The following is a 12,667-nucleotide window of genomic DNA, read 5'->3' on the forward strand; positions in this document are numbered from 1 at the left end:
TCGCCCCCCCCTTGCTCCGTTAAATCGCCCCCCCCCTAAACCTATAAGGTAATTCCTATAAAAAATACCTATAAAAATTACCTGTAGTTTGTCAGGCATGTTTTGTGGAAAACTCACACAACAGCGCAAACTGAAACGCCGCAAAAAATCGCGCTATGCGCTCGCCTACCCTCCGCTTCGCTCCGCCCGGCCTTCGGCCGCCTGATGATGATGCGCCAGAGGCGCAACAGGGCCGCTATCGAGCCGCTACGCGGCTGCGCGTCCTGATCGTGCCCGCTGCCAGCCCCTCGCCCAACTCATGCCCTGGAGCTGCTTGAAAGCCTGCAAAGGTTAAACAGGGAAGAGATCGAGCCAACGGCACCAACTGTGCCCAAGTCGAAGCACACAGCCAACGGCAAGGACAGTGGAAGGTTTGAACGCCAAGAAGAGAGGGAAGGCACGACCAGCGCCCACGAACAACCATAGGATCGCCAGAGAAGCCGCAGGAGCAACGAAAGGGGTTAGGTCTGGGGGTCAGCATACCCCCTAGCCCTAAAAACACCTCAGAGGGCCACACAGGAAGCCGGTTTCAACCGAAGGACGGGCAACAAGGTGGCCCGCATGAGAGGCTGAACTGTAATACTGTAAGATTTGTAAATTGTAGTATGTAGTAGTATTATACAACTTACTACAATGCTACATTTCATACAGGAGATGCAAACATGGCCGTTTCAAGAGAGCAGATTTTAGAAGCAGCGGACCAAATCGCCGCCGAGGGCCAACGGCCCACCCTAGATGCCGTGCGCAAGATCACCGGCGGCAGCTATTCGACCATTTCCCCAGTGCTTAACGAATGGAAAGCCCAGCAGAAAACCGACACAACCCCAATCCAGGAACCAGCCCCGGATACCATTAACGACCGCTTGGCCGCCGTAGGGGCCGAGGTGTGGGCTACAGCTATGGAGCTGTCAAACAGCCGCTTGGCCGCTGAACGTGAAGCACTGGAAGCCAGACGAACCGAGCAAGAAGCCGCCCAGGCCGAGGCTATCGAGCTGGCCGACCAACTGGCGGACGAAATCACAGAGCTGAAAGCGAGTCGTGACCAGTATTACAACAAAGCCACAACAGCAGAGCGGGCCACAGATGAGCTACGCCAGCAGTTAGCAGCCGCCCAGGAACAAGCCAGAACCGCAGAGGCCCGAGCCGGAGAACTTCGCACCGAGCTGGATCACGCACACAAGGACGCAGATCGTCTGCGTATCGAGCGCGACAAAGCCCAGGAGCAAGCGAACCACCGAGCCGAACAGATCGAGGCGTTACGGGCTGACCTGGCGACAGCAGCGGCCACAACAGCCCAGGGAGAAAAGCAGGCGGCAGAGCTGCGCAAGGAACTGGATAGTTCACACCAGGACATTGAGAAACTACGAAATGAACGTGACCAGGAACGCACCGCCCTAGCGAAAGCTCAGGCGCAGGCCGACACGGCCAACCAAGAAGCTAAGCAGGCAATCAAGGAGCTAGCAAAAGTTCAGAAAGAGGCCGCACAAGCCCGAGAGGAAGCCGCACGACTTGGCGGCCAGCTTGACACCTATAAAGAGCAAGTCGCGGCCTTAATGGCTCGTATTGCCCCATCAGAAGCCAAACCAACGAAAGAAAAGAAAAGTGCAGAGTGAACCCGCCCCCCAAATGTCAATAAAGGCTGATTTTCAGCAGCCAGATACAAGAAAACCGGGGGCTTCCCGGCTTTCATTGACATTTGAGGGGCCGCACAAAGTGCGATATTGACACTTGAGGGGCGGCCCTTAAGGCCGTTTTTGGTGCTTCTTGCGAGCGGTTGCCAGGTCGATCACGTCCGCCGTGCGGCGGGTCGCTTGCTTCACTGGGGCCGGTGGCTCACTTGGCCGGAACAGTTCAGCCAGGAAAGCCCACACGAAAATGAACGGTGTCAGCGGCAGGACAACCAGGAAGCCAGCCGCCCGAGCGACAGCTAGGGAAAGCCGTTGCAGGCCCGCCGGGAGCTTGCGCAGCATATCCCACGCAAACCCCAGGACGAGCCAGAGCGGGGCAAACACAACAAACAAAGCGCCCACCAATGCCGGAGCCAGGCGACGGCCCAACCAGACACCCACGATTACCAGAATGGCTACGGCAATGATGCTCATGCGGCCCCCTAGCTGTGGTAGGGGTTCGGATCGGCTTTGCCGATGTACTCAGCATCCGACAGGTAGTTAAGGCGGTCGAGCTGGTACGGGTATTCACCCTTGACCAGGACAACCGGACGTTCCGGCCCGAGGCGCATCACTTCATCAGGCGTGAGCAGGGGCCGCCCGGCGTACTGCTGGGAGCTGCCCGACGACTTGCCCCGGTTCATGGAACCGCCGCCGCTTGAGAATCCAGAGCCACTATTGCTGCCCGTGTTTTCCGTCTCGTATTCGATGGTCGCTTGGCCCAGGGAATCCGACACATATTTGGCCGTATCGTAGTCATCCGTCCCGAAGAAGGTTTTAGCCGAGTTCGCCAGGAAGGTTTGCCAGCGCGGATACACGCCCTTGAGCTGGGACAAGTCTTGCAGGAACACCCAAAAGGCCAGGCCATAGCCACGCATGAGCGAAACGGCGTCCTCGATCTGCTTCATGTAGCCGAGCTGGGCGAACTCATCCAGGATGAACGCGACCCGGTGCGGCGGCTGCTGTGACGATGCGGTAATGGCCGCGATCACCGAACCCACGAACAGACGAACAAAGCGGGCATTGGTGGCAATCTTGTTAGCAGGCATCACCAGGTAAACGGTCATCAAGTCGGACTTGATGGCCGATAGGTCGAAGTCAGAACGCGACAGGGCCGCCGCCACGCGGGGATCGTCCAGAAACGCGGTATTGCGGCGAGCGGTCGATAGCACAGAACCGCGCTCACGGTCGGCCATGCCCATCACGGTATTCGCGGCCCTGGCCGGAACACCGAACGCGGCGGATTCGTCGGCGGCCATTTCGGCCAAAGTGGCTAGAAAGGTGTCCTCGTCGGCGGTCAATAGGCGGCGCATTTCGCCCAGGTTGCGGCGGTCGGGATCGTCCCCGGCCACAACGTGCAACATCATCCCTTGCAACAGGGTTTTGGCGGACTCGTCGAAGTGGTCAGCCGTCCCCTTGGCGTCCGAAATCACCAGTGAATCGGCCAGCATGGCGGATTCACTGACGCAATCGGCCTCCTGCACGTCGAGCCGATCCAGGACGTTGAACCCGGCCCCCTCGGAACCGTTCACCCCGAACGGGTCAACCTGGTAAACCTTGTGCCCAAGTTCGCGGCGAGCGCGAGCGGTCACGGCGGCGTTTTCGCCCTTCACATCGAGCACCAGGCAGGAGCCGGGATATTCCAACAGGTTCGGGATAACGGCCCCGATACCCTTACCGGAACCGTTCGGCGCAACCGTCACCACATGGCCCACATAACGAAACCGCTGGTCGAGGTTTGCCGGGGCATCGCTGACGCGAGCTAGAGCAAGACCGGCTTGCTTCGGAGGGGCCGCCCGGCTGTCCAAGTGCCCGGCGTCCTTCAGCTCGTCAGTAGTGCCCCAACGGGCCGAACCGTGCGTGGCCTTATCGGCGGCCATGCTGCTGACGGCATCGGCCCGAGGCGTCCCGCCAAGCCCGGCGCGTAGGTTGTCAATCACGCCACCAATCAGACGCAGGCGGCGAGCGGTGCCCGAGGTCGAACCGGCACGATCTGCCAGCCAGTCGAACACTTGCCCGGCGTACAGAAAGACCGCGAGCGTCCCGGCCAATGTGGCCGGAACTACGAACCAAAACGGCAGGAACGGGAGAGCAACGAACGAACCGGCCATGACGGTGCCCGGCACCAGATACGCCCCGCCCGCCGCGACAGCGGCCAGCACGGGGTTAACCTTGCGTTTCATGCCGATCCAGGCCGCGAGGAAGGTCACAACCATGAGCATGACAAGCCACGGTTTCCAAACCATTAGAAGGCGATCAAGGAACCCGCTGAAATAGCCTTCAACGGTTCGACCACCGAGCTTATCGAGCCGTTCTTGTCCACGTTGTTCACGCTGCGTTTTTGTCTCTGCGCGCACTTGGTCGCCTGCTGCGCGGCTCAGACCACGGGCAAATTCAGTGCCCCGGCTGACGGCTTGATTCAGCAACGAGCTTGCCAGCGTTGCGGCCTGGCTATTCTGGCCGGGAGTGGTGGCGGCTTGCTCGATTTTGGTTAGTGCATCATCGAACGAAGAAGGGGCCGACAGGCCCGCATTCTGGAAAAAGTAATTCAGGTCTTGGCCGAACAGCGAACGCAAAGCGGCAGAGCCGGGCGCGTTCGGGTTGTCGCTTGCCGTCTGCTGCATTTCCAATAGGGGCGTTTTTACATCAGACAGGGCCGCCGCGAAGGCTTCCCAATCGGCACGATTGACGGCGTTGCCGATCGCCTCTCTGGCGTTTTCAATGGCCGTGATTTTCGCGGCCCAATCATCGAGCACGGCGTTTTCAGCCTCACAGCGGAGCGTTTCACGCTGCTGGGCCTGTGCTCTTGAATCTGGGTCGCTGACGAACTGCCAGGCGTTAGAATCTGGTGTGCAACGGTTGAAGGTTGCGGCGTGGGCTGTGGTCGCCATAGAAAGGCACCAGGTAGCAAACATAATGCCCACGACTGCTGCATATAGCCTTTTTAAAAATAGCTCTAAATCAAACATAGGTATCACCTCTGTGCAGGTAAATAAATGCGGCGTTAAGAACGGTTGCCGCCGTTGTTATCGCCGGTTTCGTTTTTCGACGGTTCTTGGTTCAACTTCGGCAGGTCGAACAGGTCGCGGTCACGGTCTGCTTTCAGCTCGCCATTTAGCAAGTCGTGAAGTTGGTTCATGTGCCATTCCCCACGCTTCACCTTCGCAAGTATTGCTCCGCCGATAAGGATTTTTCGGCGTGTATCCTTCTTGCGTTCTTCCTCACGCTCACGCTGTTTTAACTGCTGTATTTGTGCTTTTAGCTGGTTTTCTTTTTCTAGCAACGCGGCCAGTTTTTCCGAGTTCTTTTTACTCATACGTCCTCCTTTTTACATTGGTTGAATTTTACTCAGATGTTTGGGATAATGCAACCCGAGTGAAACGAAGGGCGCACTTATGCAAACTTCGTTTGCGTGCGGTCAGGGCTTCGCCCTAACAACCCCATCACTCCGGGCTACGCCCTCCGCACCGCTTCGCGGTTTGGCGTTTGAACTCCATCGCGGCTTTAGCCGCTAAAATTGAGGCACAACGACTTGGCAATTTATCACCTCAGCGTTAAGACAATCAGCCGTTCCGCTGGCCGTTCGGCCACGGCGGCTATTGCCTATCGTTCGGGTGAAAAAGTTGCCTGCGAACGGACGGGGCTAGTCCATGACTACACCCGCCGCCGTGGCGTTGAGCACACCGAGATTTTCACGCCAGAGAATGCGCCCGAGTGGGCGAGTGATCGCGCCGAGCTTTGGAACGCTGCCGAGCTTGCCGAGAAGCGGAAAAACTCGACCGTAGCCCGTGAATTTGAAGTGGCGTTGCCCGACGAACTGAACCGCGAGCAACGTCTAGAATTAGTCCGCGAGTTTTCCCGAGAACTGGTGCAGCGTCACGGCATGGCCGTGGACGTTGCGATTCATACGCCAGGGAAGGAAGGCGACCACAGAAACCACCATGCACATATCCTTTGCAGTACCCGCAGACTGACGCCGGAAGGCTTCAAAGACAAAACCCGAGAACTGGACACAAAGAACAGCGGGGAGGTTGGTCACTGGCGTGAGCGTTGGGCGGAAATGTCTAACCGTCACCTGGAAAACGCGGGCCGCCAAGAGCGCATCGACCATCGCACACTAGAAGCCCAAAAGGCCGCCGCTATCGAGCGCGGCGATACCGAGCAGGCCGCCAAACTTGAGCGGGTGCCGACTGTCCACCTGGGGCCGAACGTTGTGCAGATGGAGAAGCGTGGGATTCAGACGGAACGCGGAGACAAGGGGCGCGATATTGCCGAGCGCAACGCGCAGATCATCAACCTGGCCGAAGTGCGTCAACGCATCGAGGCAGTGAGGGAAAAACATGAGCGAAACAACGACACCGGACATGGACGAGATCGAGCAGTTACTAGGGGAACTGGAATCGACACCGCCCGAGCAAACGACACCCGAACAGATACCCATAACGCAGGAACCGAGCGCACCAATAAGCCCAACATTGGCCGCCCTGGACGAGTCCCGCCGGCCATCGCAAGAGGTCGTTTGCGGAACCTGTCCGAACTCGGTGTGGTTCGCTTCGCCAACCGAGGTGAAGTGCTATTGCCGCGTGATGTTTCTAGTAACGTGGAGCACGACCGAACCGAACGACATAACCCAGTGCGACGGGATGGGCATGATGTAACCGGCACCAATAAGGACACCCGCAAGCTGGTACAGCGCGAGCTAAACGCCAAGCTGTTGCGTGAGGCTGTCAGCGACCGCGAGCCAGTGAAAGCCGCGAACGATCCAAGCCCGGAAACCATCAAGCGCGAATGGCAGAACGAGAAGGCCCGCCAGTTCACTTTGATAGCGAATAGGGCGAAGGACATTCACGCGAAAGCGGCGGGCCAGATGGAACGCCAGGACGGGAAACTACGCGCCCACGAACAGACCCGACCGGAAGAACCGCGCGGCCTGTTTGCAGGCTTAAAGAAAGCCGCACACGAGCAAGCCGTTTCCGCGTGGCGTGGTGTCCGTTCCGGCCTCGAACGTCGATGGACGCAGCTACAGCGGCGCGTGAACCTTATCGGGGAATACATGCGCAAAGCTGGCCCGTATGAGCAACCGACCCGAGGCGAACGCCTGGCCGAGAAGAAGGCCACCGAAGCACGGCCAGAACTGGCAACCAATTTCCAACAGGTCATTGAGAGAGAGAAGGCCGCCCGCATTGCCGAGCAGCGGGCGAAGATAGAACGCCGACAAGGCAAACATAAGGAACGCGATATGAAGCAGGAAACCAACGAGGAGTTGAAACAACGCATCGAGAGCAATCACCAGAAGGCCGACGCTAACGAGCGTAAACAGCTTGAAAAGGCAGGCCGTCAAGCAATGATGCAGAACGAGAACAACGCCGAGCAGCAGCACGACGAAAACCAGACCATTAAGGGCCAATCGTCGGCAGTTGCTAAGGAGTTGAACAGCGATAACGAGAAGGGCGACCAAACCAAAGAAGCGAAGAAGCGCGAAATTTTAGAGCGCTTCAAGCAGAAGGCCGCCCGGGATCGGGACAACGACCGCAGCCGCGGACGTTAGGCGGTGAACTGGACGGCGGCAACCGTACCAGCTCACCTAATCACAACCACCTGCACAGAGGTGAATTATGACTAAACGCAATGATACCCGCGCTGTAAGGCGCGATCTATTGAGATTTCGATATATCGTAGTTTTGGCCACTTTCGGCCTATGCCTATCTGTTTGGATGCTCCAGACCGCCTACGACCAACACACCCGCGTTTTACGCATTGGCGACCAGACCGCCGAGCGCCTGCAAATGCGTGGCCTGATAGACCAGGAGGGCGCACGTTATGAGCAGCGTTAAGACCTGGCGACGCGCCGCCCTGGCGGCCTATGTGGCCGCAGGCGTGACCCTACCCCTTGCCGGGTATGCTCTGGCAACCACACAAGCCAACGTCAACGCCGTGGCCGCCGCACAAGAACGGCTCACGGACGAAGAACGACGCGACAGCCTAGCCGATCTGGCCCCGGTGCCGGTCGAACTGGACACCCGGCCTTATTCCGCTGCCGTCGATTGGTCAGCCGTAGCGGCCAACGTCATGCCGTCCGTGGTTATGGTGTCCACCATGCCCGCCCCGTTCGGTGATGGTAGCCAGAACCGCGCCGCCCTTATCCCTGGCGTTCAAACCAACCAGGCGACAGCCTGGCTAACCCAGGTCCGCGCCTGGCTGCACGATTGGGACGAGTACGACCAGGGCCGAGAGTGGCAAACAAGCGGCGCCGGTTTCGTGATTGGCAGCGGCCACCAGGTCGTCACTGCCGCCCACGTTCTCGACAGCGTGGAAGCGGTGCGCGTCAGGCTGGCGAACGGTGAAAGCCGCCGGGCCACAGTGATGACGATAGACCGCCGCCGTGATGTGGCCGTGTTGAGCATCGAGGGCGAGCCAGTGCAGCCGGTGACGGTCGCACCTGGCTTACCACGACAAGGACAGGCCGTGGCAACCATCGGCGCACCCCAGGGCCTTAGCTGGTCGCTTTCGGCTGGCTTGGTCAGCCGCTACGGCAAGGCATCTGGGCCAGTGGCCCCGGCGACCATGCTGCAAATTGCTGGCCCGATCACAGGCGGCAACTCCGGCGGCTTGGTGTTTAACGCCAGGGGGGAAGCGGTCGGCCTGGTGAGCTTCGGTAATGGCTCATTCAATCACGCCGTACCCGTTGGCCGCGTCCTGGACGTGGCGGAATTTCAGACAGTAACCAACAACAAATAACTGAGGTATTCATTATGTTTAATCGTAAATCTATCGTTTCAATCGTGTTCCTATCTATGGCCGTAGCGGCTCCAATGGCTTCGGCGGCAGACGTGCCAGAGCCTACACCGCAAGAGGTGTTTTCATTCGTCGGTGACGAGTACCAGGCTTACAGCCGTGCCGTTGACCAGATCGGCACCGAGCTGGCCGCGCTGGAATCCATCGAGGTAACAGAGGACAACGCGGACGCCCTACAAGCCCGCATCGAGCGCCTACGTGCTCGACACGATCTAGCCTTGGGCCGCTTCATGGCCCTTTCGGCACTGGCTCAGACCAAAGCCGAGCAATTGAAACTAGAGCAATAACGGACTAAATGGATAAAACAAGGGCGGCCAAGTGGCCGCCCTTTTTATGTCTGGTGTGTAATCGACGGATTTTTATCAGGTACGGGTCGGCGGCCACTGTCGAGCAGCGTGCAGGACTCGCAGCACGCGAACCTGATCCCCAGCCACGTCATAGACTAGAACATAGTTTTGATGCGCGACCAGCTCGCGGGTGTCAGTCACGCGGCCAAGCCTTCCAAGGTTAGGATGATCGACCAAGCGCGAAGCCTTTTCTGACAACAGCTCATCTAGGGCCAGGGCGGCGGCGGGGTTATCGGCTTCGATGTAATCATAAATATCGTCGCGGTCTTGTATCGCCTCTGGTGTCCAAAACAATTCCATCATTCTGAAGCTTCAAGCCGACGGCGTGTTGCTGCCCGACGGGCTGCAAATTTGGCTTCTACCTCAGCAGCTGGTACCAAGTTGCCAGAATTAGCGGAATCCAGACCAACTTGAACTTGGTGGCGGAACCAGGCGTCATGCTCTGCGGCTTCTTGCTGTTGCTGTACGAACTCCCGCATGAAGTCCCGAAGGAGCTGCGCCCCGCTACGGTCGCGGGATTTGGCGGCTTGGGAAAACTGGCTTTTCAAAGCATCATCGACCCGGAAGGTGAAGGTTGCTTCACTCATGGCTGTGTCCTCATGTGTTACAAACTAAGTACAATGTAGCACTTTGGTTGTTTCCCGTCTATTACACACCGTCGCGTAAGTCCTAACTTGCGCGACACTTCCCCCGCCCTGAATCGCCCCCGTGTTTCCTAGTGTTCGCGTGTTTCTGGTTTTAGTCGCATAATGGAGCAAACTAGCGACCATAACCGGAGACATAACACCATGAGACACGAACACGACCCCGGCACCCTCGACCTGATGACCGGCGGCCTGTTGCTGGGCTATGCCCGGGTCAGTACCGACGACCAGGAACTAGCGAACCAACGGGCCGAGCTGACCGCCGCCGGGTGCTCTCGGCTCTTTGCCGAGAAGATCACCGGCACACGCCGCGACCGGCCCGAGCTGGCTCGCTTACTGGATCACCTGCGATCAGGTGACGTTGTAACCGTGACGCGGCTCGACCGTTTGGCCCGTAGCACCCGCGATTTGCTCGACATAGCCGAGCAGATACAGGCGGCAGGCGCGGGCCTTCGCAGCCTGGCCGAACCCTGGGCCGACACGACCAGCCCCGCCGGGCGCATGGTGCTAACCGTGTTCGCGGGCATTGCCGAGTTTGAACGATCGCTAATCATCGACCGCACCAGGAGCGGACGCCAGGCGGCCAAGGCCAAGGGCGTGAAGTTCGGCCCGCCCCCTACCCTCACCCCAGAGCAGATCGCCCACGCTCGCGCCCTCGTTGACCAGGACGGCCGTACCGTGAAGGAGGCGGCGGCCCTACTGGGTGTGCATCGCTCGACCCTATACCGGGCTTTCAACAAGCAGGAGCCAACGCCATGAGTGACCAGGAACAGAAGAACCAGGACACCGGCCCCGCCGTGCGTCCATTGACCCCCGAAGAGAAAGCCGAATTGCGCCGAGACATGGCCGAGGCGTCAGCCTGGGCGCGGGCTGAGCTGGCCCGACGGAAGCGTGATAAAAAACAATAATACACCTTTACTCATTTGAATTTTTCGAGCATAATTTAATGAGTATTTGAAGTTATACACTTATGAAGGAGGGGTTATGAAGGTAATCGCCGTCCTGAACCAGAAAGGCGGTTCAGGCAAAACAACTATCGCAACGCACCTAGCCCGAGCACTCCAGCTCGACGGCTCGGACGTTCTACTAGTCGATTCAGACCCGCAGGGGAGCGCCCGAGATTGGGCCGCAGTGCGAGAGGATCACCCGCTAACAGTTGTCGGTATCGACCGCCCAACGATTGACCGCGACGTGAAGAACATCGCCCGCAAGATCGAATTTGTGGTGATTGATGGTGCGCCCCAAGCTGCCGATCTGGCCGTTTCGGCGATCAAAGCCGCTGACCTGGTGCTGATCCCGGTGCAGCCGTCGCCCTATGACATTTGGGCCACGGCGGAGCTGGTAGACCTGGTCAAACAGCGCATCGAGGTCACAGACGGACGCCTACAAGCGGCCTTTGTCGTATCGCGGGCCATCAAGGGCACTCGTATTGGTGGAGAAGTTACCGAAGCCTTGGCCGGGTATGAACTGCCGGTGCTGGATGCTCGGATTACTCAGCGTGTGAGCTACCCAGGCACAGCCGCCGCAGGCATTACCGTTTTAGAGTCGGAGCCTAACGGCGACGCAGCGGCAGAGGTTCGCGCCCTGGCTACCGAAATCAAGCAAATGCTGATAAATGAGTAAGTGAGGAAATGACGCTATGAGCAAAGGCAGCAATACACTTTCAGCAGGTCGCCCGAGCACCCGCAGCAACAAGGCCGCCACCCTGGCGAGCCTGTCCGATGAAGTCGAAATGAAGCGTGTGAATTTCCAGCTTCCGGCAGACCAGCATACCAAGCTGAAAATCTACGCCGCGCAGCAGGGCAAGACCATCAAAGAGCTTATGACCGAGTATGTCGCATCATTGGTGAATTAATGAGTTTAGGAGTATAGGCGCTAATTCTCCTTTGAGTTTAGCGGCTAAAAAGGAGGGGGCATGACCCAAGAATTCAACGAACTAGAGTACCGACAACGACTAATTGCCAAAGGTGTAGACCCCGACCTGGCGTTCGACGTGGCCCGCCGCACAGCCGAGGGCTACTTGCTGCCGCCCGCCCAAGGGGTGAGCGATGCCGAGGCCCCGGGCAAGCAGGAGAAGGCCAAGAAAGCCCCCGCCAAACGTCGCACCAATACGAAGAAGGCAGCCGAGAAGGCCCGTAAAGCGCCCACCAAGGCCGATATTGCCCTAATTGATGCGTCAGCGCAGATCATGGAAACGCCGCCCACAGGCAACGACCTAGCGTTTAATCACGGCATTCTGTGCCAAGTGGGTTTGCCCCGGTCGAAAGTGAAGAACGGTGATAGCTTCCTTCGCCGTTCCGGCGATGCGTGGGTACACGTTCAGGCCGGATTGCTGGACGAGGGCAAAGGGCCGGTACAGCAGCCTGTTCCCTACGGCGCACTCCCGCGCCTCGCGCTGGCCTGGATGACGACCTATGCCGTTCGCCACAAGACCGCTGAGATCCCGATAGGCGAGAGTGCCGCCGAGTTTCTACGCTTCATGGGCAAAGATGATCAGGGGGCACGATACAAGACCTTGCGCACTCAAATGCACGCGCTGGCCGCCTGCCGCCTGCAGATGGGCTTCAAGGGCCGCACCTGGAATGCTCAGCCAGTGGAGCAGTTCGACGCCTGGATAAACGATAAGGACAGCGAACAGCGCCCGCTATGGCCTGGCACCCTGCGCCTGTCTGATAGCTTCTATAACATTCTAATGGAAAGCCCGGTGCCGCTGGATAACCGAGCACTGGACGCCCTTTCAGGCTCAGCCCTGGCACTAGATATTTATTGCTGGTTGGCTCACCGACTGCACCGGATCGAGGGCCGCCCGGTAATACTGCACTGGCGAAGCCTACGAGAGCAGTTCGCCCAGGAGTACACCGGCCCGCAAGCTGACAAAAATTTCAAAGACGCTTTCGTGCCGCAGTTTCGGAAGGTTCAGATGGTCTACCCTGACGCCAAAGTTAAGCAGGTCAATGGCGGCCTCTTACTTATGCCTAGCCCGCCCCCGATCCCCTACAAGGGATGACACCCACCACCCCGGCCTACATGCCGGGGTTTTGTTCCGTCTGTGGAAAACCCTGTTATTTCAAAAAGTTATCCTCGTTAAATCGCCCCCCCCTTGCTCCGTTAAATCGCCCCCCCCTTTGCTGGAAATCCTCGTTAAATCGCCCCCCCCTTGCTCCGTTAAATCGCC

At 58.6% G+C, this 12,667-nt stretch carries 15 protein-coding genes; 9 read left to right on the forward strand and 6 right to left on the reverse strand.

The genetic code is table 11. The features are described 5' to 3' along the window. Positions 1–235: 235 nt before the first annotated feature. The gene (locus B7360_RS25105) at positions 236–520 is read right to left on the reverse strand and encodes a hypothetical protein (RefSeq protein ID WP_164673246.1); all 285 of its coding nucleotides are present in this window, start codon (positions 518–520) and stop codon (positions 236–238) included. Positions 521–701: 181 nt separating this feature from the next. On the opposite strand from B7360_RS25105, the gene B7360_RS24020 reads away from it, so the two are divergent. Further along, positions 702–1,652 carry a DNA-binding protein gene (locus tag B7360_RS24020; RefSeq protein WP_085344846.1) on the forward strand — a complete coding sequence of 317 codons (951 nt, stop codon included), beginning with the start codon at positions 702–704 and terminating at the stop codon, positions 1,650–1,652. A gap of 129 nt (positions 1,653–1,781) precedes the next feature. Here the strand turns inward: B7360_RS24020 and B7360_RS24025 are convergent, their stop codons facing one another. Genes B7360_RS24025 through B7360_RS24035 form a run of 3 tightly spaced genes read right to left on the reverse strand, consistent with a single transcriptional unit; the run spans position 1,782 to position 5,022 of the window. Next, positions 1,782–2,141, reverse strand: coding sequence for a hypothetical protein (locus B7360_RS24025; RefSeq protein WP_085344847.1), 360 nt, complete (start codon positions 2,139–2,141; stop codon positions 1,782–1,784). A gap of 8 nt (positions 2,142–2,149) precedes the next feature. After that, positions 2,150–4,675: a type IV secretory system conjugative DNA transfer family protein gene (locus B7360_RS24030; protein ID WP_085344848.1), complete on the reverse strand. Its 2,526-nt coding sequence runs from the start codon at positions 4,673–4,675 to the stop codon at positions 2,150–2,152. A gap of 35 nt (positions 4,676–4,710) precedes the next feature. Beyond that, positions 4,711–5,022: a hypothetical protein gene (locus B7360_RS24035; protein WP_085344849.1), complete on the reverse strand. Its 312-nt coding sequence runs from the start codon at positions 5,020–5,022 to the stop codon at positions 4,711–4,713. A 216-nt stretch (positions 5,023–5,238) separates the two neighbouring features. Here B7360_RS24035 and mobQ point away from each other — a divergent pair, with 216 nt between their 5' ends. The 3 genes from mobQ to B7360_RS24060 all read left to right on the forward strand — a co-directional run bounded on the left by mobQ (position 5,239) and on the right by B7360_RS24060 (position 8,788). Next, positions 5,239–7,254, forward strand: a complete 2,016-nt coding sequence (gene mobQ / locus B7360_RS25160) for a MobQ family relaxase (protein ID WP_216819547.1) — start codon at positions 5,239–5,241, stop codon at positions 7,252–7,254. Between the two features lie 272 nt (positions 7,255–7,526). After that, positions 7,527–8,444, forward strand: coding sequence for a S1C family serine protease (locus B7360_RS24055; RefSeq protein WP_085344851.1), 918 nt, complete (start codon positions 7,527–7,529; stop codon positions 8,442–8,444). A 14-nt stretch (positions 8,445–8,458) separates the two neighbouring features. Continuing rightward, a complete protein-coding gene (locus B7360_RS24060) occupies positions 8,459–8,788 on the forward strand; it encodes a hypothetical protein (protein ID WP_085344852.1) in 330 nt (109 codons plus the stop codon). Positions 8,789–8,863: 75 nt separating this feature from the next. Here B7360_RS24060 and B7360_RS24065 read toward each other — a convergent pair whose 3' ends face one another. Both B7360_RS24065 and B7360_RS24070 read right to left on the reverse strand, forming a co-directional pair. Then, entirely contained in the window at positions 8,864–9,151 is a 288-nt protein-coding gene (locus tag B7360_RS24065; protein ID WP_216819548.1) for a type II toxin-antitoxin system RelE/ParE family toxin, read from the reverse strand. Next, positions 9,148–9,435 carry a CopG family ribbon-helix-helix protein gene (locus B7360_RS24070; RefSeq protein WP_085344853.1) on the reverse strand — a complete coding sequence of 96 codons (288 nt, stop codon included), beginning with the start codon at positions 9,433–9,435 and terminating at the stop codon, positions 9,148–9,150. The genes B7360_RS24065 and B7360_RS24070 overlap by 4 nt, the downstream gene beginning before the upstream one ends. A gap of 201 nt (positions 9,436–9,636) precedes the next feature. On the opposite strand from B7360_RS24070, the gene B7360_RS24075 reads away from it, so the two are divergent. The 5 genes from B7360_RS24075 (at position 9,637) to B7360_RS24090 (ending at position 12,499) form a co-directional block, all read left to right on the forward strand. Next, entirely contained in the window at positions 9,637–10,251 is a 615-nt protein-coding gene (locus tag B7360_RS24075; protein ID WP_254048154.1) for a recombinase family protein, read from the forward strand. Beyond that, positions 10,248–10,400, forward strand: a complete 153-nt coding sequence (locus B7360_RS25110; RefSeq protein ID WP_164673247.1) for a hypothetical protein — start codon at positions 10,248–10,250, stop codon at positions 10,398–10,400. Before B7360_RS24075 ends, B7360_RS25110 begins: the two co-directional genes overlap by 4 nt. A gap of 76 nt (positions 10,401–10,476) precedes the next feature. Further along, positions 10,477–11,115, forward strand: a complete 639-nt coding sequence (parA, locus tag B7360_RS24080) for a ParA family partition ATPase (protein ID WP_085344854.1) — start codon at positions 10,477–10,479, stop codon at positions 11,113–11,115. Positions 11,116–11,131: 16 nt separating this feature from the next. Then, on the forward strand, positions 11,132–11,347 hold the full coding sequence (locus B7360_RS24085) for a chromosome partitioning protein ParB (protein WP_085344855.1): 216 nt from the start codon (positions 11,132–11,134) through the stop codon (positions 11,345–11,347). Between the two features lie 60 nt (positions 11,348–11,407). Next, positions 11,408–12,499: a replication protein RepA gene (locus tag B7360_RS24090; protein ID WP_085344856.1), complete on the forward strand. Its 1,092-nt coding sequence runs from the start codon at positions 11,408–11,410 to the stop codon at positions 12,497–12,499. Positions 12,500–12,667: the final 168 nt, after the last annotated feature.

This window comes from Vibrio sp. ArtGut-C1, from assembly GCF_002105475.1.
Lineage (GTDB): Bacteria > Pseudomonadota > Gammaproteobacteria > Enterobacterales > Vibrionaceae > Vibrio > Vibrio diabolicus.

What these genes read in the sequence shown, in the direction of transcription:
- B7360_RS25105 (WP_164673246.1), bottom strand. Translation starts at nt 520, where the DNA reads ATGCTGACCCCCAGACCTAACCCCTTTCGTTGCTCCTGCGGCTTCTCT.
- B7360_RS24020 (WP_085344846.1), top strand. Translation starts at nt 702, where the DNA reads ATGGCCGTTTCAAGAGAGCAGATTTTAGAAGCAGCGGACCAAATCGCC.
- B7360_RS24025 (WP_085344847.1), bottom strand. Translation starts at nt 2,141, where the DNA reads ATGAGCATCATTGCCGTAGCCATTCTGGTAATCGTGGGTGTCTGGTTG.
- B7360_RS24030 (WP_085344848.1), bottom strand. Translation starts at nt 4,675, where the DNA reads ATGTTTGATTTAGAGCTATTTTTAAAAAGGCTATATGCAGCAGTCGTG.
- B7360_RS24035 (WP_085344849.1), bottom strand. Translation starts at nt 5,022, where the DNA reads ATGAGTAAAAAGAACTCGGAAAAACTGGCCGCGTTGCTAGAAAAAGAA.
- B7360_RS24055 (WP_085344851.1), top strand. Translation starts at nt 7,527, where the DNA reads ATGAGCAGCGTTAAGACCTGGCGACGCGCCGCCCTGGCGGCCTATGTG.
- B7360_RS24060 (WP_085344852.1), top strand. Translation starts at nt 8,459, where the DNA reads ATGTTTAATCGTAAATCTATCGTTTCAATCGTGTTCCTATCTATGGCC.
- B7360_RS24065 (WP_216819548.1), bottom strand. Translation starts at nt 9,151, where the DNA reads ATGATGGAATTGTTTTGGACACCAGAGGCGATACAAGACCGCGACGAT.
- B7360_RS24070 (WP_085344853.1), bottom strand. Translation starts at nt 9,435, where the DNA reads ATGAGTGAAGCAACCTTCACCTTCCGGGTCGATGATGCTTTGAAAAGC.
- B7360_RS24075 (WP_254048154.1), top strand. Translation starts at nt 9,637, where the DNA reads ATGAGACACGAACACGACCCCGGCACCCTCGACCTGATGACCGGCGGC.
- B7360_RS25110 (WP_164673247.1), top strand. Translation starts at nt 10,248, where the DNA reads ATGAGTGACCAGGAACAGAAGAACCAGGACACCGGCCCCGCCGTGCGT.
- parA (WP_085344854.1), top strand. Translation starts at nt 10,477, where the DNA reads ATGAAGGTAATCGCCGTCCTGAACCAGAAAGGCGGTTCAGGCAAAACA.
- B7360_RS24085 (WP_085344855.1), top strand. Translation starts at nt 11,132, where the DNA reads ATGAGCAAAGGCAGCAATACACTTTCAGCAGGTCGCCCGAGCACCCGC.
- B7360_RS24090 (WP_085344856.1), top strand. Translation starts at nt 11,408, where the DNA reads ATGACCCAAGAATTCAACGAACTAGAGTACCGACAACGACTAATTGCC.